Here is a 25,397-nt window from a genome sequence, read left to right on the forward strand (position 1 = left end):
GGGAAGAAGGTCGGGTGATGAAGATCGATCTGGCACGAGAGGACAAGTACTACTACGGTGCGGGCGCGGAGCCGGTGCTGCGGACCTTCGCGGCGTACGACTACGTGACCGTCGACGGATCGGGGTCGCCCGGCGGACCGGTCTACTCCGCGGCCGTGGAAACGCTCTACCGTGCCGCGTACGGGGCCAAGAAAGCCGCGAGAACCGCGGGACGCGACTTCGTCGTGCCGAAGCTGGAGGGGCTGTGGTGGGTCGAGTCCGATGTGCCACCGCTGTCGGTGCCGCGCGAGCAGTGGCACTGGAAGCTGATGATTCGCATGCCTGAGGTGGTCACCGCCGACATGGTGGCCGGGGCGTTGTTCGAGCGGATCACCGAGGGCGAGGCAATCCAGGCACTGCATGTCGGCCCGTACGCGACCGAGCCGCAGACGCTGGCGCGGATGGACGCGCTCATGGCGGCCGAGGGATGGGCGATGAACGGACGCCACCACGAGATCTACCTGTCCGACCCGCGCAGATCCCCCGGCGCGACGACGAAGACGATCCTGCGCCACCCGGTGCGCCGGCCGACCACCCGATGATGGAAGGCCGAACCGATAGACCGATCATCTCTGCTCTGCGTCGGTATTCATCGACCGAATCTCGGGAGAGGTACGCAAACGCGCGAGGCAATGCGAACTCCTGCTACGCATTACCCCGTGATTCGTCGGTGCCGACTACGGAGTCCGGGTCAATACTCGCGCCCGACGTAGGCCAAGAGTCGACGGTGCGCCGGTTCATCCCCGGCGACGACGATTTCCGGCCCGAAAATGCCAGGCGCGCGGAAGGAATCGATGCCGCCCATCGCCTGCATGGTGGCGAGCAATTCGCCGCACAACCCGTCGTCGGCCAGATCCGGCCGGTCGATGGCCACCGCGATATCGACGCCGTGGACGAGAACCTCGGTGAGATGCACCAGCGCCGCCGCGGGCCCTGGCAGTTCGCCCAGCGAAATGCCCACCGTGGCGTCCAGCGCGTCCGGCCGATGCCACGCGGCGCGGTCCACCTCCGCCGCCGCGGCGAACGCGCCCTGCGGATCGCCGCCGAGCCAGTCGGATTCGTGGTCGGCGCCCGCATCCGTGCCGCTCAACGCGGCCGCGAACAGATGCATGCCACCCACGGTGTGGTTGAGGACGGTCCGCACATCCCAATCCGGGCACGGCGTCGGCGCGGCCAGGCCCGCGTCTCCCACGGCGGCGACGATCGCTCCGGTCGCGTCCAGTGCGCGGTCGATCTGTCCGATCACGTTGTCCATGAGCTTCCTTCGGTCGAGCGGTATCGCTGAATTGGTAACACAGGACACCGACCGGCGCGCGATATTGCGAACACCACTTTGCGCCCAAATGGTTGCCAGTGGTGTGCTTCCGAACGACCGCGGAAAGTAGTGGGCTGCGCGGGAGCCACCCGGCCCGCCGGGCAGCTCAGCAGCGGTTGCGCCGGTCAGCTGGACTCGGTGCGCCCCTCGGAGTCCGCGTCGTTCGATTCCTCGCCCGGCCGGCGCGTGATACCGTGCTCGGTCCCCTCGTCGGCCTCCTGGTCCGGTTCGGGGTGCTCGGGCTCGAAGGTCGCGGGCAGGCCCTTGATGTGCCGGTTCATCGATCGGACCAGCAAGAAGGTGCCCGCGAGCAGAATCAGGATGATGACCAGCCCGAGCGGCGATGCCTTGCCGAACTCGGGCCCGGTCGGTGTGCCTGGCGTCTGGGCGAGCAGAACCAGCGTCACAGCCGCTCGTCCTCGATGCCCGCGAACAGGTCGGTCTCGGGCAGCGCGGTGCGCACCCGGGTTTGGGCCAGCTCGAATTCCTCGGTCGGCCACAGGCGCTGCTGCATCTCTATCGGAATGGCGAAGAACGCGCCGTTCGGGTCGATCTGCGTCGCATGGGCGCGCAAGGCGTCGTCGCGCTGTGGGAAGTACTTGGCGCACTCGATCTGCGTGGTGACCCGCGAAAGTATGTCACCGCGCTCCGCGGCGAACTTGCGCATCCGATCCAGCCACTCCTGCAGCGGGAACGGCTCGCCGACGCGGTCGAACTCGTCGGCGAACACCTCCATCCGCCGCATGCTGAACCCGTGGTCGTAATAGAGCTTCAACGGCGTCCACGGCTCGCCCGCGTCGGGGAAGCGCTCCGGATCGCCGGCGGCCTCGAACGCGGCGACCGACACCTCATGGCAGCGGATGTGGTCCGGATGCGGGTAGCCGCCGGTCTCGTCGTAGGTCGTGATCACATGCGGCTTGAACTCCCGCACCACCCGCACCAACGCCTCGGTGGCCTCCTCCAGCGGAACCAACGCGAAGCTGCCGTCGGGCACCGGTGGCGGCGGGTCGCCCTCCGGCAGGCCCGAGTCGACGAAACCGAGCCACTGCTGGCGCACGCCGAGCGCGTGGGCCGCGGCCGCCATCTCCTCACGGCGGATCTCGTTGATCCGCTCCAAGACGCCCGGCGTGTCCATGGCCGGGTTGAGGATGCTTCCGCGTTCTCCGCCGGTCAGCGTGACGACGAGGACGTCGTGTCCTTCGTCGGCATAGCGGGCGGTCGTCGCCGCACCCTTGCTGGATTCGTCGTCGGGGTGGGCATGCACCGCCATGAGGCGAAGGCCACTCACGTTTTTGTTCACCTCATCGCTCTCGGTCGCGGGCGTCTGGTCTTCGTTCCCTATAGTTCCATTCGATCGACATTTGTTCCGACTTACCCCCCGGGAGCGACTACAGATGACCGAGCCCGCGCCGGAAACCGGCGGTGACACGACGGCCGCGGCTCCGGCGCCGACCCGACGGCCCGCCGACCGGTACGGCACGAAACCACCGGTGCGCCGCTGGTGGATTCCGCTGGTCTTGGGCATGCTGGTGGTGCTGGCCGGGCTCGGTGTCGCCTACCTGGGCTACCAGAAGTACGGTCCGGAGGACATCGACGCCGAGCAACTCGGGTACACCGTTGTCGACGACTCGACCATGACGGTCCGGCTCAAGGTCACCCGCAAGGACCCCGCGCAGCCGGTGGTGTGTTTCGTCCGTGCGATGGCGCGCGACGGCTCCGAGCTCGGCCGCCGCGAGGTGCTGGTCGAACCATCGACCAGCGGCACGGTCGAGCTGACCACCACCGTGCGCTCGTCCGCTCGCCCCGTGTCGGGCAGCATTTACGCGTGCAGCGGTCAGGTACCCGGCTATCTTCGGGCAGGCTGATCCGCCGCTTTTTCGCGCGAGCAGTCCTCGAAATTAACTCCGACCTGCACTTTTGTGATTCATGCTAAAATGGTGTGATACACGGTTCCGGGGCTCGGAGCCGTGTTTGCTGCATTGGCGGCCGGCGCTGTCGGTTCGGGCTTGCGAGTTCGCCCGAAACCTGGGCCTGTAGGGGTTCGATGAACTTCCCAGGATTGCTCCTGCCGTCGACTGGTGCGTGCCCACCTACGGGTGGGCACGCACCGGTGCTCAGGGAATCCCGGCCTGCCGGGAACAACTACTAGGGAGTGATCGAGATGACTGAGACGCAAGTGACCTGGCTGACCCCGGAGTCGCACGACAGGCTCAAGGGCGAACTCGACGCGCTCATCGCCAATCGTCCGGTCATCGCCGCCGAGATCAACGAACGCCGCGAAGAGGGTGACCTCAAGGAGAACGGCGGTTACCACGCCGCGCGCGAGGAGCAAGGCCAGCAGGAGGCGCGGATCCGCCAGCTGCAGGAGCTGCTGAACAACGCCAAGGTCGGCGTCGCACCCACCAAGTCCGGCGTCGCGCTCCCCGGTTCGGTCGTCAAGGTCTACTACGACGGTGACGAGTCCGACACCGAAACCTTCCTGATCGCCACCCGCGAAGAGGGTCTCAGCGACTCCAAGCTCGAGACCTACTCGCCGAGCTCCCCGCTCGGCGGCGCGCTTATCAACGCCAAGGTGGGCGAGACCAGGGAATACACGCTGCCCAACGGCAACATCATGAAAGTCACGCTGCTCAGCGCCGAGCCCTACCACAGCTGACGCTCGCGGCCGTGGCGCCCCCGGCCGATACTTCCCCCGCGGACACGAGCGGCCGCGCCCGATCACCGGGTGCGGCCGCTTCATCATGTCGTGAACCTAACTCAATGCCTGCTCGACATCCGAGAGCAGGTCGCTGACATCCTCGATACCGACCGACAACCGCACCAGATCCGCAGGCACCTCCAGCACGGACCCCTCGGTGGACGCGTGTGTCATCGCGGCCGGGTGCTCGATCAGCGATTCCACGCCGCCCAGCGATTCGGCCAGGGTGAACACCTCGGTTCGTGAGCAGAACTTGCGGGCCGCCTCGACGTCGCCGTGCAGACGTACCGAGATCATCCCGCCGAACCGCCGCATCTGCTTCTCGGCGATGCTGTGGCCGGGGTGCTCCGGCAGGCCCGGGTAGATCACCTGGGAGATCGCGGGATGCCCGGACAGGAATTCCGCGAGGGTTTCGGCGTTGTCGCAGTGCCGGTCCATCCGCACCGCGAGCGTCTTGGTGCCGCGCAGGGTGAGGAAGGCGTCGAACGGGCCGGGGACCGCGCCCGCGCCGTTCTGCAGGAACGCGAAAGCCGCGTCGAGTTCCGGATCGTTGGTGATCAGCGCGCCACCGATCACGTCCGAGTGGCCACCAAGGTACTTGGTGGTGGAGTGCAGCACGATGTCCGCGCCGAGCAGTAGCGGCTGCTGCAGGTAAGGGGTCGCGAAGGTGTTGTCCACCACCAGCTTCGCGCCCGCGGCGTGCGCCACGTCGGCCAGCGCGGGGATGTCACCGATGCTCAGCAGCGGGTTGGTCGGGGTCTCGATCCACACCAGTTTGGTGTTCGGCCGGATTGCGGCGCGCATCTCGTCCACGTTGAACACGTGCGCGGGCGAATGCTCGATACCCCACTGGCTGAACACCTTGTCGATCAGCCGGAAGGTGCCGCCGTAGGCGTCGTCGGGGATCACGATGTGGTCGCCCGGACGCAGCGTGGCGCGCAGCGCACAGTCGGTGGCGGCCATGCCCGAGGCGAAAGCTCGTCCGTAGCGGCCCGATTCGAGCGCGGCGAGGTTCACCTCCAGCGCCGTGCGCGTCGGGTTGCCGGTGCGGCCGTACTCGAAACCGCCGCGCAACCCACCCACGCCGTCCTGGGCGAACGTCGAACTCGCGTAGATGGGCACGTTGACCGCGCCGGTCTGGGGATCGGGATCGTACCCGGCGTGCACAGCTCGTGTGGAGAATCCCAGCTCGCTCATGCCGACACCTCGCTGCGCTCGGCGTCGGCACGAGCGAGCGCTCGGCTGTGCCTGTTTGATCGCTCGCTGCGCTCGCTCATACACCTCAGCCTAATCGGGGCGATTCTCGGGCAACTTCCCGGGGAAGGCGACCGCCGCGATGAGCTCGGCCGGACCGCTGGATCGGTGGCGCAGAGTGAAATCTCGCCGCTTGCTCCGGTTGTGCTACCCGACGACGGCGGCCACACCGAAAATCTTGCGCTGAGCGGACGACGTGAGCTCGGTCTCATCGATCCGGCCGCGTTTAGGCTGAGCTGATGGTCACTGTCGAAGAGCTGTTCGCAACCGACGCACTGCTGTCCGAGGACGAGCGTGAGATCCGCGACACCGTCGCGGCATTCGCGGCCCAACGGCTGCGACCGCACATCGCGGACTGGTTCGAGGCAGGCACTTTTCCGGCCGGGGAAATCGCGCCCGAACTCGGCAAGCTCGGGCTGCTCGGCATGCACCTGGAGGGCTACGGCTGCGCCGGAATGTCGGCGACCGCCTACGGCCTGGCCTGCCAGGAATTGGAGGCGGTCGACTCGGGCGTGCGCAGCATGGTCTCGGTGCAGGGCTCGCTGGCGATGACCGCGATCCACAAGTACGGCACCGAGGAACAGAAAAAGCAGTGGCTGCCGGAGCTGGCCGCGGGCCGTGCGCTCGGCTGTTTCGGGCTCACCGAACCGGACTTCGGCTCCAACCCCGGCGGCATGCGGACCAGGGCGAAGCGCGACGGCGCCGACTGGGTGCTGAACGGATCGAAGATGTGGATCACCAACGGCTCGGTGGCCGATATCGCGGTGGTCTGGGCGCAGACCGAAGACGAGGGCAAACAGGTGATCCGCGGGTTCCTGGTTCCGGCCGGTGCGCCTGGCTTCACCGCGCGGGAGATGCATCGCAAGCTGTCCCTGCGCGCGTCGGTCACCGCGGAGCTGGACTTCGACGATGTCCGGCTGCCCGCGGACGCGGTGCTGCCGCAGTCGCGCGGCCTCGCCTCGCCGCTCGCATGCCTGAGCGAAGCGCGTTTCGGCATCGTCTTCGGTGCGCTCGGCGCGGCCCGCGACTGCCTCGCGGCGACCATCGAGTACACCAGGACGCGCGAAGTGTTCGACAAGCCGCTGGCCGCCTACCAGCTGACCCAGGCGAAGCTGGCCGACATGGCGCTGGAGTTCGGCAAAGGCCAGTTGCTCGCGCTGCATATCGGGCGTCTGAAGGACCGCGGCGAGGTCACCCCGGAGCAGGTGAGCGCGGGGAAACTGAACAGCACACGCGAGGCCATCGCGATCGCCCGTGAATGCCGCACCATCCTCGGCGCCAACGGCATCACGCTCGACTACCCGGTGCTTCGTCATGCGAACAATCTGGAGTCGGTGCTCACCTATGAGGGCACGGCGGAGGTGCATCAGCTGGTGCTCGGCCGGGCACTGACCGACGCGAATGCTTTTCGCTGACAAGTCTTTTCGCAAGGCAGATTTGCTGAGCACGACATTTCCGGCGATCACCACTGCGGCAAAAGTCACAGTTCTATAAATATTGAATAATTGCTAGGATACGAAGATGTTTCTGATCGGCCCCGCGCTGCTCGAAGTGTCGGCGCACAGGATTTTGCACCGGCTACACGAGACCCACGGGGCGCCCGCACTCGCCGCGGCCGCGGAGATTCCTGTGCTCTCGGCGGCGCTGGACCAGCACGCCGCGGCGGTGCGCGACATTCTCAGGCACGGCGTGCCGGGAGCGTCGAAAGTTCCCTCGGCCGTACTCCTCGCAGGTTATGCGCGTGGACTGCTCGATCAGGTACGCGAGACGAATGCCGCCGAGCGCGACATCGACGACCCGAGCGGCGCGCCGACGATGCGCGGGAACGCACCGAGAAATCTCTTCGGCTGGGCCGAGGCCGACTGGGCCCAGCTGCGCCTTGCCGGGGTATGCCTGCACGCCATGCGTCAACCGGCCTGAGGCAGCCCCCATAGACCTGTGTATTCCGGGTTGCCGGAGCCCGGCCACAGGAGTGCGGCCGCCGCAGGAATACCTGCGGCGGCCGCACTTGTCTCAACGGTTCAGCGCACGTCGCCCTGGTCGCGATAACCCGGGGACTCGCCGGGCTGTGCGTAACCGCCGGCCGGCGTCGAGTCTTGGGTCCATTGCTGCCCCTGGCCGCGAGCGGCCTGCTGGTCTATCAACAACTGCTCGCGGGCGGCGTCCTCACGACCGCGCTGGTAGGCCTCGGCCTGGCCCTTCACCGCAGGTATCTCCTCCTCCAAGCCGCTGAGCCAGTTCTCCCAGCGCTGCTGCATCGGGCGGATCATGCCGCCGCCGACCCCGACCACCAGGATGCCGCCGAGGGTGGCCAGAACCGTGATCAGGATCGGCACGGTGACCGAGGTGGCCACCCCGATCTGGTTCAGCGCGGCAACGATGCCGATGCCCCAGACGAACACCCCGGCGATCCGGCCGACCATAGCGCCGTAGGACAGGCCGCCGAGCATCGTGCCGACCATCTCGCGGACCGCGTGGGCGATGGCGCCGGTGATCACCACGATGATGATCGCGACCGCCGCCCTTGGCAGCCAGGAGACGATGCCGCTGAGCATGTCGCTCACCGGATTCGGCCCGAAAACACCGAAACCGAGCTGCAGCGCGATCAGCAGGATCGCGTAGTACGCCAGCTTCGCCAGCAGGTCGGAGGCGTCGTAGCGACTGCGCGACAGCATCCGCTGGATCCCGCCGCGTTCGACGAGCCGGTCGAACCCGACGCGCTCGAGCACCTTGTCGACGATCGTCGCCACCACCTTCGCGACGATCCAACCGATGAGCAGGATGACGAGAAAACCGACCAGCTTGGGGACGAACGTGGCGACGGAACTCCACGCATCGGAGAACCCCTGCTGGAAATCAATAGCCAAACTAGAGGTCTGCATGCCCATCCCTTCGCTCACCGATGACGCCGTGGCAATTTGCCACGGCTGGGTCAAGCCCGGCTATACCCCTGCGGCTGCACTCGAATCTGCCATTTGCGGACAAATTGCCTCTCCGCCGGATTCGACATAATCGAGATAAATTCGTCGCCGAAGGCGGCGGATAACCCGCACCGGACGCGACCGGACGCCGATCCCGGCCCGCTACTGGAGCGCACGCAGCCTGGCACTGCTGGCCGACGAATGGGCCGACCTGATCACCGGCGGTGTGCACGAGAGAGCACGCCGCGGGCGGCCCGCGTAAGACGCTATCGCTTCGCCCAGCATCGGACTCAGGAGAAACCGACACGATAGCCCGCGCCCAGGGATACGCCGCGCGCCTGCACTGCGGGCGGGCTGCCGTGCTCTCAGGAGCGGCGCGGGACGGGTTCTTCGCGTCCACGAACGCGCCGGGCCCGCTCGCCGCGCGGCGAGCGGGCCCGCAGGCCGACGCGATCGGCTGATCAAGCGAGCCCGGTTACTTCCCGATGGTTCCAGTGCTGAGGAATCCGAGCAGATCGTGGCGGGTGATGACGCCGACGGGCTTGCCGTCCTCGACCACCATCAGGGCGTCGGTGTCCGACAGCGCCTTCGTCGCGGCCGAGAGCGGTTCGCCGGAACCGATCAGCGGGAACGACGGGCTCATGTGCTCGGCCACCGAATCCGTGAGGTGTGCACGGCCTTCGAACACCGCCGACAGCAGATCGCGCTCGGACACGCTGCCCGCGACCTCGCCCGCCATCACCGGTGGCTCGGCGCCGACGACGGGCATCTGCGACACCCCGTACTCGCGCAGGATCTCGATCGCGTCGCGCAGCGTCTCCGAAGGATGGGTGTGCACCAGGTCGGGCAGCTCGCCCGACTTTCCGCGCAGCACGTCGCCGACCAGCGGCTCGGCGACGCCGTCCAACCGCTCACGGAGGAAGCCGTAGGAGCTCATCCACCGGTCGTTGAAGATCTTCGACAGGTAACCGCGTCCGCCGTCGGGCAGCAGCACCACGACTACGGCGTCCGGATCGCGGCGCGCCACCTCGATGGCGGCCACCACCGCCATACCACACGAGCCGCCGACCAGCAGGCCCTCTTCGCGGGCCAGCCGCCGGGTCATGTCGAAGGAGTCGGCGTCGGACACCGCGATGATCTCGTTCGGCACGGCGGGGTCGTAGGCCGACGGCCAGAAGTCCTCGCCGACGCCCTCAACCAGATAGGGCCGTCCGGTACCGCCGGAGTACACCGACCCCTCCGGATCGGCGCCGATGATCTTCACCTTCCCGCCGGAGACCTCCTTGAGGTAGCGACCGGCGCCGGTGATGGTGCCGCCGGTGCCGACACCCGCCACGAAATGGGTCACCTTGCCGTCGGTGTCCCGCCAGATCTCCGGGCCAGTGGTCTCGTAATGGCTGTCCGGTCCGCCCGGGTTGGCGTACTGGTTCGGTTTCCACGCACCGGCGATCTCCCGGACCAGACGGTCGGAAACGCTGTAGTAGCTGTCCGGGTGGTCCGGCGGCACGGCGGTCGGGCACACCACGACCTCGGCGCCGTAGGCGCGCAGCACATTGCGCTTGTCCTCACTGACCTTGTCCGGGCAGACGAACACGCAGTTGTAGCCGCGCTGCTGCGCGACGAGCGCCAGGCCGACGCCCGTGTTGCCGGAGGTGGGTTCGACGATGGTGCCGCCGGGGCCTAGCTCCCCGGACTTCTCGGCGGCGTCGATCATCTTCACCGCGATCCGGTCCTTGGAGCTGCCGCCGGGGTTGAGGTATTCGATCTTGGCCGCTACCAGGCCGGCGTTCGATCCCACCACCGAGTTCAACCGGACCAACGGCGTATTACCGATGAGATCCACGACATGATCCGCGATGCGCATGCCCCCATAGTTGCAGACGCGCTAACTGTGAGTTCGCGCACGCCGCACGCTACTCGTCGCGGCTACCGATGAATCGGCACCGCCGCCTTTAGGATCGCAGCCATGAGGCAGCCGAACATCGCCCGTGCCGCCACCATTCTGGCCGGATCGGCGGTGGCCCTGGTGGTCGGATCCGGCGCGCAGGCGGACGCGACGAGCGTCGAGTTCCCGCAGGTGCCCACGCTCGCGCGCGGTGGTCTGTGCTGGACGAATATCCGCACCTGGGCCGACACCAGCCCCGAATGGCCGGGCCGCGCCATCCTCAACATGCGCGCGCTACCGGTCTCCGGTCTCGGACCCGGTGCCTACCCGCTGGCCCCGCTGTGCGAGGTTCGCACGACCGTCGCCTGGCGCAACACCACCACCGGCGCGACGGGCAGCTACGACAACATCGTGGTCACCGGCATCTACGGCAGCATCCAGTACGCGCTGTTCCAGGACACCGGCCCCGGCCTCGTCGAGGTCACCGTCTCCACCGACTCCGCCAGCATCCCGGCACGCGGCACGTTCGTCGTACCGGGCTGACCCGAGCCGACGGTCGCGCACCGGCCACGGCCCACGACAGCCGAATACGCAGTCCGACCGATCCCGTCGGCAGCGAACGGGAGCCGCGGCTCATTCCACAGTTCCCGGGCTGGGCGCTGGGGTCCGATTCCGTAAAATTCTCTGGTGTGAGCGCACCTCGGTTCCACTGGCGGACGGCCCCGCCGCGGACCTCGCCGCACAACTTCTTCCGGTACTGATCGAGGCGCTGCGCGCGGCGACCCCTGCTTCCCGCACACCGCGACGAGACGTAGATTCGATACGAACTCGCGAGTAACAACACGGTTCGCAGAGACCGTCCTACAAAGGAGTCCTCATGCCTGAGGCCGTCATCGTTTCGACCGCACGCTCCCCGATCGGCCGGGCCCGCAAGGGCTCGCTGGTCGACCTGCGGCCCGACGATCTGACCACGCAGATCGTGCGGGCAGCGCTCGACAAGGTGCCCGCCCTGGACCCGGCCCAGATCGACGACCTGATCCTCGGCTGCGGTTCCCCTGGCGGCGAGCAGGGCTTCAACATCGCCCGCATCGTCGCGGTGCAACTCGGCTACGACTTCGTGCCCGGCACCACCGTGCACCGCTACTGCGCCTCGTCGCTGCAGTCCACCCGGATGGCGTTCCACGCGATCAAGGCGGGCGAGGGCGACGTGTTCATCTCCGCCGGCGTGGAGACGGTGTCCCGCTACGTGAACGGTTCCGCCGACAGCTGGCCGAACACCCAGAACCCGGTGTTCGAAGCGGCGCAGGCGCGCACGGCGAAGACCGCCGAGGGCGGCGCGGGCATCTGGCACGACCCACGGGAGGACACACTGGTCCCCGACGCCTACATCGCGATGGGCCAGACCGCCGAGAACGTCGCGACCCGCACCGGCATCACCCGCGAGGAGCAGGACCGCTGGGGCGTCCGCTCGCAGAACCGGGCCGAGGAGGCGATCGGGAACGGCTTCTTCGAGCGCGAGATCACCCCGGTGACGCTGCCGAACGGCACCGTGGTCAGCACGGACGACGGTCCGCGCGCCGGCGTCACCTACGAGGCGGTCTCCGGGCTGAAGCCGGTGTTCCGCCCGGACGGCACCATCACCGCAGGCAACTGCTGCCCGCTCAACGATGGCGCCGCCGCGCTGGTCGTCATGAGCGACACCAAAGCCGAGGAGCTGGGCCTGACCCCGCTGGCCCGCATCGTGTCCACCGGTGTCTCCGGCTTGTCGCCGGAGATCATGGGCCTCGGCCCGATCGAGGCGTGCAAGCGCGCGCTGGCGCTGGCCGGCAAGACCATCGATGACATCGACCTGGTCGAGATCAACGAGGCGTTCGCGGTGCAAGTGCTCGGCTCGGCCCGCGAGCTGAAGATCGACGAGGACAAGCTGAATGTGTCCGGCGGCGCTATCGCGCTCGGCCACCCGTTCGGCATGACCGGCGCCAGGATCACCACCACGCTGATCAACAACCTGCAGACCTACGACAAGCAGTTCGGTCTGGAGACCATGTGCGTCGGCGGCGGCCAAGGCATGGCGATGGTCATCGAGCGCCTGAGCTGAGACGAAGAAAGGGCGGTCGCCGGGACTCCGGCGACCGCCCTTTCTCGTAGTTCGCTAGTCGTTCTGGAAGTAGCTCAGCAGTCGCAAAATCTCGACGTAGAGCCACACCAGGGTGACGGTCAGGCCGAGGGCGACGCCCCAGGCCGCCCGCTCCGGCGCCTGCGCGCGGATCAGCTGATCGGCGGCGTCGAAGTCGAGCAGGAAGCTGAACGCGGCGATGGCGATGCACACCAGGCTGAAGACGATCGCCAGCGGGCCTCCGTCACGCAGGCCGAGACCGCCGGAGATGAAGAAGCCGGCAATCAGATTGCCCAGCACGAGCACCAAGATTCCGATCATGGCGCCGACGATGATCCTGGTGAACCGCGGCGTCACCCGGATGGCGCCGGTCTTGTAGACCACCAGCATGCCCGCGAACACACCGAACGTGCCGAGCACCGCCTGACCGATCAGCGCACTGCCGCCGACCCCACCGAACTCGATGTCGGTGAACATGAACGACAGCGCACCGAGGAACAGACCCTCGGCCACCGCGTAGGACAGCACCAGCACCGGGTTGTCCATCTTGTTCGCGAAGGTCGCGATCAGCACAAGCACCAGGCCGACCAGGCCGCCGACGATCACAAACAGCGGCGCGAGCGAAGTGTTCGCGTTGGTGAGGCCGTAGGAGATTATCGCGGACAGGGCGAGCACGCCGAGCGTGACCGCGGTTTTTGTCACCACGTCGTCGATGGTCATCGCCCTGGTGGCAGGGGCCTGCTGATAAGGCTGCGGGTACTGGCCGTATGGCTGCTGGCCGTACTGGTTGCCGAACTGTCCCGCGGTGGTTACGCCGGAACCGAAGCTGGCGTATCCACCGCCCTCCTGCCTCGGCAGGTTCCTGAAGACCGGATTGCTCGTGGTACGCAAAGCACGTCCCTTTCTGGAGTCGTTGCCGCTGTTCATCGAGTATGTGCACTCGACATCCAACTGCACTGTCCAACGTTTGTCATCGGAGGCGAGTTCCCCGGAGACTCGCCGAGCCAGACAATTCGGACTCTACCGCTACCGGGGGTCGTGCAGACCACGCACGGACCGAGTCACCGTGAATTTCCGGTTGCGGCCGACCACTTCGGTCCGGCCCACCATCCGTTCGACCACGCCCCGATAGTTCAGATGCGAGTTGTAGACGGTCCACAGCTCCCCGCCGGGACGCAGCACCCGGCCGGTCTCGGCGAACATCTTGATCGCCGATCCGGTGTGCACGGCAGCGCCGACGTGGAACGGCGGATTGCACAGCACCAGGTCGGCGCTGTTGTCCGCGGCCGAGGACATCGCGTCGTCGCGCATGACGGTCACCCGATCGGCGACCTGGTTCGCTTCGGCGGTCTCCCGTGCCGACGCCACCGCCGCGGCGGACTGATCGGTACCGACCACCTTGATGCCCGGCCGTGCCTTGGCCAGCGCGACGGCCAGGATGCCGGTGCCGCAGCCGAGGTCGATGGCGTCGCGGGCATCCGGCTTCATCCACTTCAGGTGCTGGAGCAGGAACCTGGTTCCGATGTCGAGCCGAGCGCCGGAGAAGGCTGCGCCGTGCGCGACCACGTCGATATCCAGCTCGTCGAGGCGAGCGCGCACCGGAAACCGCGGGTGGCCGACCGGTTTGGGCCCGCCGACCAGCAGGGTGCGCGACTTCTGCCTGCCGCGGCTGGCGCGCACCTCGGAGAACGACTGGGCGAGAACGTCGTTCATCGACTTGGTCAGATGCTTGTCCCGACCACCCGCGAACACCTCGACTTCGGGGTCGGCGTAGCGGGCGATGGCGTCGGCGACCTCGGCAAGCCCCGAAAGCACACGCGGTAGGCGAAGCAACACCACCCGGACATCGCCCAGCAAATGGCTGCCTAGCGGGTGCGCGGTGTAGCGATCCGACAGCCCGGCGGTGCGGGCGTTGTTGGCGAGGGCGAGCTCACCGGTCAGCAAATCCTGGTGCACCCGGACTTCACGCAGATCGTGGCCCGCGACGGCGCCGAGGGTCAGCGCACCGTAGGCGTCACCGATGATGGCTACGCTTCCGCTATCGGCGGTCGCGAGCGCGTCGGCGGCGACGTCGAGGATCAACCGATCGGCGGCATCCACGGCGTAGAGATTCAGCGCCTCCACATCCGGATACCGCCGCAGCCGGCTCAGTACGTCCTCGACATGTCCCACACCTCAAGTGTGCTAGATCGTTGCCGCATCGTCGCGCCCACCCCGGCGAATCGATGCGTCGAAGGCTCGGGGCGACCGGGGGGTGCGGCATAGCTGCACTGATACAGGCGAATTCGACGCAGACCGAAAGAGACGCAGTACACCGCCCGTCGACGACTCCGAGGCCGAGGTGAGTCCCATAGCCGAGCGGTCCGCGCCCCCGCTTGCGGCCGGAGGCGCGGACTGGTCGAGCGTGTGTGTCAGGCGACCCGGCATGAACCTTCGGCACAGCGATTCCCCTGGGCACGGCGGGCCGTGCACGAGATCCCCTGCGCCACTCGACCTGAGCAGCGAGTCCGGCCCGGCCACTTTTTGGCACACATTCGATACCACGCACCGCCGCCGCGTCCGCGACAATCGCGCGAGCGGTCTGCCATCCCCCTCGAAATACGCTGCCCGATAAAGGGTTTATGGGAAGGGATGCACAGCACGGAATTTGCGGTGTCAGGGCTCGAGCAATGGCGAATGATCGCCGATCCCGGTGCCGCAGAAGCACGCCGCGTCGCCGTCCCGGGTACGACACCGACATCGGACATCTCGCCGAATTCGCGAGATGGCAATTAGACAGCAACCGCGATCGGTCGCGATCCATCCGCAAGAGCGCAACACCTTCGTCGGCAACCCCGGCTCCGAAAGGCGACGGACTCGATGCGACGGTAGTTGTACCATTCGACACCTCTCTTGCGTAACATCAGCCCCATGCGCAACAGGATGGTGTTCGCTATCGCGACCGCGGCGGTAGTGCTGGGGGGCTGCGGCAACGGCGGGACCACCCCTGGCGTACCGCTCGCCCCGATCCCCGGCCCGTCGGCCGAAGCGACGCAGGCCATGCCGGAGGACGCCCTGCCCAAGCGGGGCCCGGCCTCCGAAGACGCCGGGCTCACGGTCACGAACATCCGACTCGGCCACCAGCCCGGCTTCGATCGCGTGGTCTACGAGCTCGGCGGCAAAGGCACGCCCGGCTGGCTCGTCCAGTACACCGACCACGCGGTGCAGGACGGCAGCGGCAACCCCGTCGAGGTGGCGGGCCGGTCGATCCTCGAAGTACGGATCCTCGGCTCGGCTTACCCCTTCGACAGTGGGGTGACGCCGTACTCCGGCCCCGACCCCGCGGTCGACGCGTCTGCGCCCGGAATCGCGGGCGTCTACCGGACAGTGGTGTTCGAAGGCACCACACAGTCGTTCATCGGCGTGCAGACCGATCGGCCCGCCTTCGCCGTGAGCCCCCTGTCCGACCCGACCCGGCTGGTCATCGACATCGCCACGCCCTAGGAATATACGACCCGGGGGTATATTCGAGTGGTGGATCGGCGGGCACTAGACTCACTCCTCGTGGTCAACCACACGTTCCAGCTGCCGCACACCGTGCCGCACTCCACCGACCTGGTGGTGCTCACGGTCAACCCGGTCGCGACCGGGTTGGTCGGCGTCAGCTGTCGCCGGGTCCTCCGTGCGCCCCGGCGGACCCGGCTGCTCGGTGTGCTGGCGTTACTCGCTGGGATCGTCGCTATGCATTCGGCCGTCTTCGCGATCTCCGGCCATGCCCATGCGACCACCGGCCACGGCACCGTGGCCGTCAGATTCGATGACGCCTTTTCGGCCCGAACTCAGCGCGGTCACAACGGGGTTCAGCCAGGTCAGGACAGACCGCAGCCACGTGGCGACGGCGACTCCTCAGGCTCGATGGTCGTGCAAGATCACATCCACAATGCGCAGAGCGCTCCCCGAACTCGCCACGCCACCGGGCAGAGCGCTATTCCGGCACCACCGCCCGCTCCCCCGACCCGGCCCGTCGACGCGGCGGTGCTCGCCACCGGCGGCGCCGCACCGGACCCGGACTGCGCGGGCAAGGAATGCGGCGGCACGCACGGCGGGATGCACGGCTGCGTATTCATCCTTGCCGCGGGCGCTGTGCTGTTCGCGCTGGTCCTGCTCTGTCGGATGGCGGTCGACCGGCCGGGCAGCGGTGTCGCGCTGCCGCGGCACTGGCGCCCGCGGCGGAGCCGACCGCCGCCCTGGACCGTGCCCACCCTGGCCGAACTGGCGATTCTGCGGATCTGACAGCTCCGCCGCGTCCGTGTGTCCGAACCACGGTCGCGGCGTTGCCCCCTCCGCTGTCAGAATTCCCAGTTCGCAAGGAGCACCCCCATGTTCATCACCCGTACCCGCGTAACCCTCGCCGTCACCGCGGTAGCCACAGTGGCCCTCGCCGGATGTGGCGGCGACAATGGCGATGCCATGCCTGGCATGGAGCACGGCACGTCGAGTATGGCGGCGACCTCGAGTACACAGGCCCGCATCGATTTCAACGACACCGATGTGTCATTTCTCCAGATGATGTATCCGCATCACGCGCAGGCTGTCGACATGGCGAAGCTGGCGCCGAGCCGGAGCCGGAATCAACAGCTGCTCGCGCTCGCCGCAGCCATCGAGCAGGCACAGGCGCCGGAGATGCAGCGGATCACCACCCTGCTGCAGAGCTTCGGCAAGCCCGCCCCCACCGCAGGTGACGGGCACATGGGCCACAGCATGCCCGGCATGATGTCCGCCGAGCAGATGTCCGCTTTGCAAGGCGCGACCGGTCCGGACTTCGACCGCCAATGGCTGACCATGATGATCGAACACCACTCCGGCGCCATCGCCATGGCCGAGACCGAGTCGACCGGCGGCACGAATACCGACGCGCAGGCGCTCGCCCGCGCGATCGTCGCGAATCAACAGGCGGAGATCGAGCAGATGCGCACCATGCTCGGCAACAGCTGAGCGCGCGACCGCGCCGATATCGACCATCGATATCGGCGCGGATCGCCGACCGGCGTCCGCGGCAGGACGTACCGTCGGAATGTCCGGCTTTGTTGCGCCTGTCCGGCCGGACCTTTCGAGGGGAAAGAAGGACTGACCATGCGACGACTGGAACGTGTCGGCATGGCCGTCGCCGCGGCGGCCACCACCGCGGGCGTGCTGGTCATCGGCGCCTGTGCACAGCAGGTGCCCGGCACCGCCCTGGCCGACCGGACCGAACTGTCCGCGTACGCCTCGGCGGTCACCTCGTCCGCGGCTGCGGGTCGCGCGACCGACTCGGCATGCGACGCCTTCCGCACCGCGAACGGCAGCTCGGTTCGGGCGTTCCACGTCTACATCGACGCGAGCAACAGCAAAGGCGTCGACGACCCGGAAACGAAGCGCAAGGCCGACTCCGCCGTCACCACGTTGCGCGACAACGCGCACTCGGTCGACCAGAGCGTGACCGGGAGCGTGCCGTCCGCGATCGCCTACCCGCTGGGCGCCTACCGCGACGACACCAACGCCCTCGCCGACACGCTGGCCCGTGAACCGGACACCGACACCTTGAACGCTGTGATCGCCGAATTCAACGCCGCCAAGGACGACGCGCTGACGGCGTGCTCGACGCACTGAGGCAACTGGCCGCGTCCGCGCCGAATCCGGGGCGTCCCGCCCGCTCCGGAACCTCCCCGTCGCCCTTCTCATCCATGGCGAGCGACACCTGCTGGTTATAGCATCACCGAGTTACAGGCACTCGGAACGGATGATGACATGACGAGCGGTAGCGGGGACCCGCGTCCACCCGTCCGTACCGGGCATCGCCGGTCGGCCGAGCCGGCCACGCCAACGCTCGGCGCCTTGCTCGCGACGGCGGCGACGCACAATCCCGACGGCATCGCCGTGGTGTGCGGGGAGACCGAGATCACCTACCGAGACCTCGATGCCCGCTCGTCCCAGCTGGCGCGGACCCTGCTGGGAATGGGCGCCGGCCCCGAAACCACGGTGGCGGTGGCTCTGCCGCGCTCGCTCGACTCGGTGCTCGCCGTGTGGGCGGTCGCGAAGACCGGCGCCGCGTTCGTGCCGATCGATCCTGGATTTCCGCGCGCACGCATCGAGTTCCAGGTCACCGACTGCGGCGCCACGCTCGGCCTGACCCGGCGCGCACACGCGACGACGCTGCCCGCGGGCGCGCGATGGCTCGCGTTGGACGACCCCGAGGTGTCGGCGCGGGTGTCGGCGCATCCCGCGGACCCGATCGCGTACTTCGATCGGCCCACGCGACTGCGCGCCTCGAATATCGCCTACGTGATCTACACATCGGGTTCGACCGGGCGACCGAAAGGTGTTGCCGTCCCCCACGCCGGGCTGGCTCCGCTCGGTGCCGAGCTGGCCGCACGGCACTCGCTCGACAAGGACGCGCGGGTCCTGCACTTCGCGTCGCCGAGCTTCGATGCCTCGGTGCTGGAGCTGCTGCTCGCGGTCTGCTCCGCCGCCACGATGGTGATCGCCCCGTCGACCGTCTACGGCGGCAGCGCCCTGGCGGACCTGCTCGCGCGGCACGCGATCACCCATGCCTTTCTCACGCCGTCCGCGCTGGCCTCGCTCGAGCCGAGCGGACTCGCCGCGCTGCGCTCGGTCATGGTCGGCGGTGAGGCGTGCCCTCCGATGCTGGTGCGGCACTGGGCCGATGGCCGCCTGTTCCACAATGCCTACGGTCCGACCGAATCCACGATCTTGGCTACACTCAGCTCCGCGTTGTCCCCCGACGCACCGGTCACCATCGGATCGGCGGTGCGTGGCATGCGCTGCCACGTGCTCGACCAGCGATTACGCCCGGTCGGTGTCGGCGTGGTCGGCGAGTTGTACGTCTCCGGACCCGGTGTGGCCAGGGGATACCACGGGCGGCCCGATCTGACCGCGCAACGCTTCCTCGCCGATCCGTTCGGACCTCCTGGCTCCAGGATGTATCGCACCGGTGATCTCGTCCGCAGGAACACCCCGAGCGAATTGGACTATCTCGGCCGCGGCGACGACCAGATCAAGGTGCGGGGTTTCCGGGTCGAACTCGGCGAAATAGACGCGATCTTGTCCACGCAGCCTGGTGTGCGGCTGGCCGTGACCGTCGATCGCAAAAGCAGCACGGGCGAGACGAGCCTGGCCGCATTCGTCCAGCCCGAACCCGGATATGCTCCGGACCCCGCCGCACTGGCGGACGCACTCGCCGCGCTGCTGCCGAACTATCTGCAGCCGAACACGATCACCCTCATGGACCTGATCCCACGGACCCCGACGGGCAAGGCCGATCGATCGGCGCTACGCGCCCGCGCGCTCGACCAGCCCGGCTATCGACCGGTGTCCGACCTCGGCGAGGAACTGGTCGCCGAGGTGTTCGCCCGTGTCCTCGGTCGGGAACGCTTCGGGGCCGACGCCGATTTCTTTGCGGCGGGCGGCAATTCGCTGCTGTCCACCCAGGTCGCCGCACGGCTGAGCGAGACATGGCGTGTGCGGATACCCCCGCGGCTGGTGTTCGACCATCCGACCGTCGCCGGGCTCGCCAAGGCCATCCGCTCGCAGCAGTTCGACGCGGCCCGCCCGGCTCTCCTGGCGCGGTCGCGGCCGGAGCGAATCCCGCTCTCGCCCGCCCAGCTTCGGTTCTGGCTGCGCAATCAGTTCGATACGGCGTCGTCGGTGGACAACATCGGCTTCGCGCTACGGCTGTCGGACCTGGATGTCCCCGCGTTGTGCGCGGCGTTCACCGACACCGTCGAACGGCACGAGTCGCTGCGCACGATGTACCCCGCCGACGAGACTGGTCCGCGCCAGCTGATCCTCGAAACCGAGCGCGTGGTCGGCGATTTCGCGGTGGAGGAACTCCCCGACGACGCGGTGCCTGGCCGGGTGCACGCCACCCTGCGCCGTGGTTTCGACGTATCCGCCGAAGTGCCGCTGCGGGTTCGGCTGCTGCGCACGCCTCAGGAGTACATCCTGGTGTGCGCCTTGCACCACATCTGCGCCGACGGTTCCTCGCTGGCGCCGCTGGCCCGCGACGTCGCCCTCGCCTACGCCGCACGAAGCAAGGGCACCGCCCCCGCCTGGCAGCCGCCGGACCTGCAGTACGCCGACTACGCGCTGTGGCAGCAGGACCTGCTCGGCGCCAGGGACGACCCGGATTCGATGCTCTCCCGGCAACTCGCGTATTGGACACAGGAGCTGGCCGGCCTGCCCGACGAACTCGACTTGCCCGCCGACCGGCCGCGCCGCGCTGTCGCGTCACTGCGTGGCTCGGCGATCCAGCGGTCGGTGCCCGCGGCACTGCACCGCGACCTGCTCGCCGTCGCGGGCGCGCATCGCGCGACGCTGTTCATGGTGATGCGGGCGGCGCTGGCCGTGCTGCTCGCCCGGCTTTCCGGCAGCACCGACATCGCCATCGGTGTGCCGATGACCAACCGTGCCGAGCCCGCACTCGCGGACGTCGTCGGCCTGTTCGTCAACACCACCGTCGCGCGGACCAACATCGACCCGGGTGAGAGCTTCACGGCACTGCTCGACCGGACCAGGGAACGGGACCTGACGAACTTCGCGCACTCCGAGGTTCCGTTCGAGCATGTCGTGGACGCGGTCGACCCGACACGCTCGCCCGGGCGGCACACGCTGTACCAGGTCGGCTTCGCGTTCCAGAACTTCGCGCAGGCCACGCTCGAGCTGTCCGGTCCGGGCTTCTCGTTCCTCGACGTGGACGCCGACACGGCGAAGACCGACCTGCACATCGGTGTGGTGGATGCCCACGACACCGACGGCGCCCCGGGCGAGATCATCATCCGGTTCGGTTACAGCACCGATCTTTTCGACGAGCACACCGTGCAGCGATTCCTCGATGGCTACATCCGCGTCCTCGTGCAGATCGCGGCCGACCCCGCCGCCGCGATCGGTGACCTCGACATCATGGACCCGGTCGAGCACAAGCGAATTCGGTCCTGGGGCACCGGGCCCGAGCACGACCTGTCGCCCGAACGGCTCACCGCGGCGCTGGGGCGGCATGCCGCCGCAACCCCGGACGCGATTGCTGTGGTGTGTGGGCCGGAGACGATCACCTACGGGCAGCTGCGCGATCGATCCACGCGACTGGCCCGGTGGCTGATCGGGCAGGGGGTCGGTCCGGACACGGTCGTCGCGGTGGCGATGCGCCGGTCGGTGGAGCAGGTTGTCGCGCTGTACGCGATCGGCGAGGCGGGAGGCGCTTGGGTGCCGATCGATCCGGATCATCCGGCCGAACGCAGTCGGCACGTGCTCGAATCCGCGGCGCCCCGATGTGTGCTGACCACCAGCGCGGACGCCTTCACGGCAGCTGCGGCGCACGCCGTCGACACCCTGGACCTGGACGGTATCGATTCCGCGCCCGTCACCGACGACGAACGCCTCGCGCGATTGCACGACGATCACCCCGCCTACGTGATGTACACCTCCGGGACCACCGGGCGCCCGAAAGGTGTTGTGGTCAGCCACCGGGCGATCGTGCACCAGCTCGCCTGGATGCAACACGAGTACGGTGTCGACGCCGGGGATGTGTACCTACAGAAGACGTCGGCGATCTTCGATGTGTCGCTGTGGGGGTACTTTCTTCCGCTGCGCGCGGGCGCACGCCTCGTGCTCGCCGACCCCGCCGGGCACTGCGATCCCCGCACCCTGTGCCGGCTCATCACCGAACATCGGGTGACGCTCACCGATTTCGTTCCCGCCATGCTCACAGTCTTCGCCGAGCACGCGACGGCGGCCGAATTGGCGTCGCTGCGAGCGATCTTCGTCATCGGAGAAGCGCTGCACCCGGAGACGGCTCGAAGCTTCGCGCTGGTCAGTCCGGCCGATGTGCACAACCTGTACGGTCCGGCGGAAGCCGCGGTGAGCATCACCAAGCACTTGGTCTCCGCCGCGGATCTGGAGGCCACCGATATGCCGATCGGCGTGCCGGAATGGAATTCCCAGTGCCTGGTCCTCGACGAGCGGCTGCGGCCGGTTCCGGTGGGTGTGGCGGGCGAACTCTATGTGGCCGGAGTACAACTCGCCCGCTGCTACCACGGCGCGCCGGGGCTCACCGCGGGCCGGTTCGTCGCGAATCCGCTCGGCGGCTCGGGCGAGCGGATGTACCGGACCGGGGACCTGGTGCGCTGGAACCGCATGGGGACGCTGGACCATCTGGGGCGCATGGACTTTCAGGTGAAGATCCGCGGCCACCGCATCGAGCTCGGTGAGATCGAGGCGGCGCTGCTCGCCGATCCCGCTGTCGGCCAGGCGGCGGTCGCGGTCAAGGCTTCGGCTCTGGGGGATCGGCTCGTCGGTTACGTCGCGGCCTCGCAAGGCGCGGTGGTGGATCAGAATATGTTGTGGCACATGGTATCTCGGTCGATGCCCGCATACTTGGTGCCCTCCGCGCTGGTGGTGCTCGACGCGTTCCCAGTCAGAACAAGCGGCAAAATCGACCGCGCCGCCTTACCGCTACCGCCGTTCTCGACGCGCACCGACGCCGTGCCGGGCACACCGCTCGAACAGGCGATTGCCGAGGTGTTCGCCGACGTGCTGTCGGTCTCCCCGATCGGGGTCGCCGATGACTTCTTCGAACTCGGTGGGTCGTCGCTACTCGCGTTCACCCTGCACCAACGGCTGTCGTCCCGGCTCGCGCGGGATGTGCCGATGTCGGCGATCCTCACCACCCCCACAGTCACCGGCCTGGCCGCGCGGCTGACCGGGACGAGTGAGCCGGATATCCCGCCGACGCCGGACGCCGATGCCGTGCTGGAGCCCGAATTCGATGTCAGCGGATGCGCACCCGCGCCCACAGGGCCGCCGCAGGAAGTCCTGCTGACCGGTGCCACCGGCTTCCTCGGCGCGCATCTTCTGCACGAACTGCTGGAACGCACCGACGCCCGGGTCTGGTGTGTGGTCCGCGCGGACAGCGCCGAGGAAGGCATCGATCGAATCCTGCGGGCGCAACGCTGCTATCGCCTGTCCGGCGAAACCGCCGCGGAGCGGATCGTCGTCGTCGCGGGCGATCTGACCGCCCCGCGGCTCGGTCTCGACACCACCGACTACGACTGCCTCGCCGATGGCGTCGACGCGATCTATCACAATGGGGCGCGCGTCAACCACATCGAGCCGTACGCGCGGCTGCGGCCTGCCAACGTGGAGGGAACACGGGAGTTGCTGCGGCTGGCCACCACTCGGCGGATCAAGCCGGTGCACTTCATCTCCGCGATCGGCGCCGCGGTCGCGGCCACCCCGTCAGGTGTCGTCGCCGAAGATGTCCGGCTGCGCCCGGACCAGCTGTCCGGAAACGGCTACCTCGCCTCCAAGTGGGTGGGCGAAGAGCTGGTCCGCCAGGCCGGTGAGCGCGGCGTACCCATCGCCATCTTTCGGCCTGGCACGATCTGCGGTGACCCGTGCGTCGGCGTGAACAGCACCGACGACGCGTTCTGGAATATGATCCGCGCCGCCGCGATCCTCGGCATGGCGCCCGACGTGACCGACGCGAAGGTCTCGCTGGTCCCGGTGAGCTACGTAGCCCGCGCGATCGTGGAGATCTCCGCCCAGCCACGCACCGAAGTCGTGTATCACCTGGTCAATCAGACGCCGGTGCCGGTGAGCGAAATCCTGGCCAGCCTGCGTGCGCACGGGCTGCCGATGGCGACGACCCCGCTGGAAGCGATGCGGAAGAGCCTGCTTCGGGAATCCCACCGACGCAACGCGGTCGGGGACGATTCGCTCGTGCGTGCCGCGCTACTCTCTCCGAACCTGGCCGACCTCGCCGGGCACCTCGATTGCGCAGACGCGCACAGTCGCGCCGCGTTGGCGGGCACCGGCGTGGACTGCCCGCCCGTGAATCGTCAGGCGGTCGACATGTACGTCAGCGAGTTCATCGAATCCGGCTTCCTGCCACGGGACTGATCGGCGCGGTCGTCAGCCTTCCGGCGGAACGATGGTCCGCCATGCGGGCGCGGTCTCCTGGCCCGCTGGTGACTCTTCTCTTCGGCGAAGGTACTTCCGCGGAACGGTTGACCGTCGTAGTCGCGATCGACGCCGAGCAGCCCCTCTTTGTGCGTACAGGTGCCGAACGACCACTCCCGCGGGCTGAGCGCCTACGTCTGCGCGACGGGTCCGTACTCCTCGGCGCTGAGCCCGAAGGTCCATGCCACGCCGGCGCGGGCGGTGCGTGTATCGGGCGGCACCCGCAGCCAGTAGGTGCGGCTGGTGCCGTCGGGTTCGGGCGTCGAGTTGATCACCTCGACCATCACCACGTCCTCGTCTCCGTCGAGTTCGATGCGCCAGAGCACGCCGGTCTCGTCACGATGGATCGGACGCGCACCGGATTCGTCGAGATAGCGGTCGTAGCCGTAGTACTCGAGCATCACCCGGCGCAGTTCGGCGTTCTCCTCGGTGCGGATGTGTTCGGCCGTGAGAGTGCGCAGGATGTCGAGGAATTCGGCGGGAACGGGCATACCGCGCCAGGCGAAGAGTTCGAATCCGTCGGCGTAGGCGAGGGCGGGACCCGCACCGCTGTCGAGCCGACCCGCCTCGTCTCGGTGCAGTTCGGTCGGCCGCTCGCTGATCACCGCGACCTTCTCGAAGGGCCACCACCAGCCCGCCTCGCGGGCGACGCGCGCCAGCGCGTGCAGCGGTTCGCCCGGCTCGGTGCCGAACGCCGACAGCCACGCGGCGTCATGCTGACCGAGGACGGCATCGAGCAGCAGCAGGCGAATCGCGGTCCGCTCCTTGCGGTTACGCGCCACCGCGTCGACGACGCCTGCCGTGATCCGGTCGACGACGGTCCCGGTCAGCTCCCACAGGTCCGCGCCGGTCGCACGCCAGTGCTCGCTGAATCCCCTGGGGCCGAGTTCGGTGTGTACGCGTTGGCGTTCGGCCGCGAGCGGAGCGTTGCGCAGCGCCTCCCGCACACACGCGCCGGTATCCGAACCGAACTCCGCGCCCTGCAGTATCCGTACCGCCTCGAGGGGCGACCGCGCCCACACGACGGATTCGGGCTCGGGGAACCCGGCCTGCCGGTAGGCCGCCCGCACCGCGTCCTCGGCCGCCGCCCTGTCCCCGGGCCCGGTCGCCATCGACACCGACCGCCATTCATCCCGCTTCGTCACGTTCTCGCTCGATTCTGTACTCACCGAATCTCT

The 25,397-nt window shown here is 68.1% G+C and carries 21 protein-coding genes; 12 read left to right on the top strand and 9 right to left on the bottom strand.

Features of this window, described 5'->3' with window-relative positions:
* The first annotated feature begins 17 nt into the window (after positions 1-17).
* Complete coding sequence (locus tag OHB12_RS19730; RefSeq protein ID WP_327110067.1) at positions 18-581, top strand: GyrI-like domain-containing protein; 564 nt, start codon at positions 18-20, stop codon at positions 579-581.
* Positions 582-730: 149 nt separating this feature from the next.
* Here the strand turns inward: OHB12_RS19730 and OHB12_RS19735 are convergent, their stop codons facing one another.
* From OHB12_RS19735 to mca, 3 genes are all read right to left on the bottom strand, one after another.
* Positions 731-1,294, bottom strand: a complete 564-nt coding sequence (locus tag OHB12_RS19735) for a TIGR03086 family metal-binding protein (protein WP_327110068.1) — start codon at positions 1,292-1,294, stop codon at positions 731-733.
* Between the two features lie 185 nt (positions 1,295-1,479).
* Complete coding sequence (locus OHB12_RS19740) at positions 1,480-1,761, bottom strand: hypothetical protein (protein ID WP_327110069.1); 282 nt, start codon at positions 1,759-1,761, stop codon at positions 1,480-1,482.
* On the bottom strand, positions 1,758-2,624 hold the full coding sequence (gene mca / locus OHB12_RS19745; RefSeq protein WP_327121273.1) for a mycothiol conjugate amidase Mca: 867 nt from the start codon (positions 2,622-2,624) through the stop codon (positions 1,758-1,760). Before mca ends, OHB12_RS19740 begins: the two co-directional genes overlap by 4 nt.
* A 124-nt stretch (positions 2,625-2,748) precedes the next feature.
* Between mca and OHB12_RS19750 the strand changes: the two genes are divergently transcribed.
* Complete coding sequence (locus OHB12_RS19750) at positions 2,749-3,219, top strand: DUF4307 domain-containing protein (protein WP_327110070.1); 471 nt, start codon at positions 2,749-2,751, stop codon at positions 3,217-3,219.
* Positions 3,220-3,515: 296 nt separating this feature from the next.
* Positions 3,516-4,010, top strand: coding sequence for a transcription elongation factor GreA (greA, locus tag OHB12_RS19755; RefSeq protein WP_327110071.1), 495 nt, complete (start codon positions 3,516-3,518; stop codon positions 4,008-4,010).
* 96 nt (positions 4,011-4,106) lie between these two features.
* On the opposite strand, the gene OHB12_RS19760 is transcribed toward greA, so the two are convergent.
* Positions 4,107-5,249 (bottom strand): cystathionine gamma-synthase, encoded by a 1,143-nt coding sequence (locus OHB12_RS19760; RefSeq protein ID WP_327110072.1) that lies wholly within the window; start codon positions 5,247-5,249, stop codon positions 4,107-4,109.
* A gap of 296 nt (positions 5,250-5,545) precedes the next feature.
* On the opposite strand from OHB12_RS19760, the gene OHB12_RS19765 reads away from it, so the two are divergent.
* Positions 5,546-6,721, top strand: coding sequence for an acyl-CoA dehydrogenase family protein (locus OHB12_RS19765; protein ID WP_327110073.1), 1,176 nt, complete (start codon positions 5,546-5,548; stop codon positions 6,719-6,721).
* A 106-nt stretch (positions 6,722-6,827) separates the two neighbouring features.
* Positions 6,828-7,226, top strand: coding sequence for a DUF6401 family natural product biosynthesis protein (locus OHB12_RS19770; RefSeq protein ID WP_327110074.1), 399 nt, complete (start codon positions 6,828-6,830; stop codon positions 7,224-7,226).
* Positions 7,227-7,327: 101 nt separating this feature from the next.
* Here OHB12_RS19770 and OHB12_RS19775 read toward each other — a convergent pair whose 3' ends face one another.
* Positions 7,328-8,188 carry a mechanosensitive ion channel family protein gene (locus tag OHB12_RS19775; RefSeq protein WP_327110075.1) on the bottom strand — a complete coding sequence of 287 codons (861 nt, stop codon included), beginning with the start codon at positions 8,186-8,188 and terminating at the stop codon, positions 7,328-7,330.
* Between the two features lie 514 nt (positions 8,189-8,702).
* Complete coding sequence (locus OHB12_RS19780; RefSeq protein ID WP_327110076.1) at positions 8,703-10,091, bottom strand: cystathionine beta-synthase; 1,389 nt, start codon at positions 10,089-10,091, stop codon at positions 8,703-8,705.
* Between the two features lie 102 nt (positions 10,092-10,193).
* Here OHB12_RS19780 and OHB12_RS19785 point away from each other — a divergent pair, with 102 nt between their 5' ends.
* Positions 10,194-10,655, top strand: a complete 462-nt coding sequence (locus OHB12_RS19785) for a hypothetical protein (protein WP_327110077.1) — start codon at positions 10,194-10,196, stop codon at positions 10,653-10,655.
* Positions 10,656-10,989: 334 nt separating this feature from the next.
* Complete coding sequence (locus OHB12_RS19790) at positions 10,990-12,210, top strand: acetyl-CoA C-acetyltransferase (RefSeq protein ID WP_327110078.1); 1,221 nt, start codon at positions 10,990-10,992, stop codon at positions 12,208-12,210.
* A gap of 54 nt (positions 12,211-12,264) precedes the next feature.
* Here the strand turns inward: OHB12_RS19790 and OHB12_RS19795 are convergent, their stop codons facing one another.
* Positions 12,265-13,119 (bottom strand): Bax inhibitor-1/YccA family protein, encoded by an 855-nt coding sequence (locus OHB12_RS19795; RefSeq protein ID WP_327110079.1) that lies wholly within the window; start codon positions 13,117-13,119, stop codon positions 12,265-12,267.
* A 135-nt stretch (positions 13,120-13,254) separates the two neighbouring features.
* Positions 13,255-14,400, bottom strand: a complete 1,146-nt coding sequence (locus OHB12_RS19800) for a class I SAM-dependent methyltransferase (RefSeq protein WP_327110080.1) — start codon at positions 14,398-14,400, stop codon at positions 13,255-13,257.
* A 738-nt stretch (positions 14,401-15,138) separates the two neighbouring features.
* Between OHB12_RS19800 and OHB12_RS19805 the strand changes: the two genes are divergently transcribed.
* The 5 genes from OHB12_RS19805 (at position 15,139) to OHB12_RS19825 (ending at position 24,159) form a co-directional block, all read left to right on the top strand.
* Positions 15,139-15,711 (top strand): AMIN-like domain-containing (lipo)protein, encoded by a 573-nt coding sequence (locus OHB12_RS19805; protein ID WP_327110081.1) that lies wholly within the window; start codon positions 15,139-15,141, stop codon positions 15,709-15,711.
* 60 nt (positions 15,712-15,771) lie between these two features.
* Positions 15,772-16,500: a hypothetical protein gene (locus tag OHB12_RS19810; protein ID WP_327110082.1), complete on the top strand. Its 729-nt coding sequence runs from the start codon at positions 15,772-15,774 to the stop codon at positions 16,498-16,500.
* Positions 16,501-16,587: 87 nt separating this feature from the next.
* Entirely contained in the window at positions 16,588-17,202 is a 615-nt protein-coding gene (locus OHB12_RS19815) for a DUF305 domain-containing protein (RefSeq protein ID WP_327110083.1), read from the top strand.
* A 138-nt stretch (positions 17,203-17,340) separates the two neighbouring features.
* Positions 17,341-17,856 carry a hypothetical protein gene (locus tag OHB12_RS19820; protein ID WP_327110084.1) on the top strand — a complete coding sequence of 172 codons (516 nt, stop codon included), beginning with the start codon at positions 17,341-17,343 and terminating at the stop codon, positions 17,854-17,856.
* 138 nt (positions 17,857-17,994) lie between these two features.
* Positions 17,995-24,159, top strand: a complete 6,165-nt coding sequence (locus tag OHB12_RS19825; protein WP_327110085.1) for a non-ribosomal peptide synthetase — start codon at positions 17,995-17,997, stop codon at positions 24,157-24,159.
* Between the two features lie 191 nt (positions 24,160-24,350).
* Here the strand turns inward: OHB12_RS19825 and OHB12_RS19830 are convergent, their stop codons facing one another.
* Positions 24,351-25,388 (bottom strand): DUF6745 domain-containing protein, encoded by a 1,038-nt coding sequence (locus tag OHB12_RS19830; protein ID WP_327110086.1) that lies wholly within the window; start codon positions 25,386-25,388, stop codon positions 24,351-24,353.
* Positions 25,389-25,397: the final 9 nt, after the last annotated feature.

Source organism: Nocardia sp. NBC_01730, assembly GCF_035920445.1.
Lineage (GTDB): Bacteria > Actinomycetota > Actinomycetes > Mycobacteriales > Mycobacteriaceae > Nocardia.

What these genes read in the sequence shown, in the direction of transcription:
- OHB12_RS19730 (WP_327110067.1), top strand. Translation starts at nt 18, where the DNA reads ATGAAGATCGATCTGGCACGAGAGGACAAGTACTACTACGGTGCGGGC.
- OHB12_RS19735 (WP_327110068.1), bottom strand. Translation starts at nt 1,294, where the DNA reads ATGGACAACGTGATCGGACAGATCGACCGCGCACTGGACGCGACCGGA.
- mca (WP_327121273.1), bottom strand. Translation starts at nt 2,624, where the DNA reads ATGGCGGTGCATGCCCACCCCGACGACGAATCCAGCAAGGGTGCGGCG.
- OHB12_RS19750 (WP_327110070.1), top strand. Translation starts at nt 2,749, where the DNA reads ATGACCGAGCCCGCGCCGGAAACCGGCGGTGACACGACGGCCGCGGCT.
- greA (WP_327110071.1), top strand. Translation starts at nt 3,516, where the DNA reads ATGACTGAGACGCAAGTGACCTGGCTGACCCCGGAGTCGCACGACAGG.
- OHB12_RS19760 (WP_327110072.1), bottom strand. Translation starts at nt 5,249, where the DNA reads ATGAGCGAGCTGGGATTCTCCACACGAGCTGTGCACGCCGGGTACGAT.
- OHB12_RS19765 (WP_327110073.1), top strand. Translation starts at nt 5,546, where the DNA reads ATGGTCACTGTCGAAGAGCTGTTCGCAACCGACGCACTGCTGTCCGAG.
- OHB12_RS19770 (WP_327110074.1), top strand. Translation starts at nt 6,828, where the DNA reads ATGTTTCTGATCGGCCCCGCGCTGCTCGAAGTGTCGGCGCACAGGATT.
- OHB12_RS19775 (WP_327110075.1), bottom strand. Translation starts at nt 8,188, where the DNA reads ATGCAGACCTCTAGTTTGGCTATTGATTTCCAGCAGGGGTTCTCCGAT.
- OHB12_RS19780 (WP_327110076.1), bottom strand. Translation starts at nt 10,091, where the DNA reads ATGCGCATCGCGGATCATGTCGTGGATCTCATCGGTAATACGCCGTTG.
- OHB12_RS19785 (WP_327110077.1), top strand. Translation starts at nt 10,194, where the DNA reads ATGAGGCAGCCGAACATCGCCCGTGCCGCCACCATTCTGGCCGGATCG.
- OHB12_RS19790 (WP_327110078.1), top strand. Translation starts at nt 10,990, where the DNA reads ATGCCTGAGGCCGTCATCGTTTCGACCGCACGCTCCCCGATCGGCCGG.
- OHB12_RS19805 (WP_327110081.1), top strand. Translation starts at nt 15,139, where the DNA reads ATGCGCAACAGGATGGTGTTCGCTATCGCGACCGCGGCGGTAGTGCTG.
- OHB12_RS19815 (WP_327110083.1), top strand. Translation starts at nt 16,588, where the DNA reads ATGTTCATCACCCGTACCCGCGTAACCCTCGCCGTCACCGCGGTAGCC.
- OHB12_RS19820 (WP_327110084.1), top strand. Translation starts at nt 17,341, where the DNA reads ATGCGACGACTGGAACGTGTCGGCATGGCCGTCGCCGCGGCGGCCACC.
- OHB12_RS19825 (WP_327110085.1), top strand. Translation starts at nt 17,995, where the DNA reads ATGACGAGCGGTAGCGGGGACCCGCGTCCACCCGTCCGTACCGGGCAT.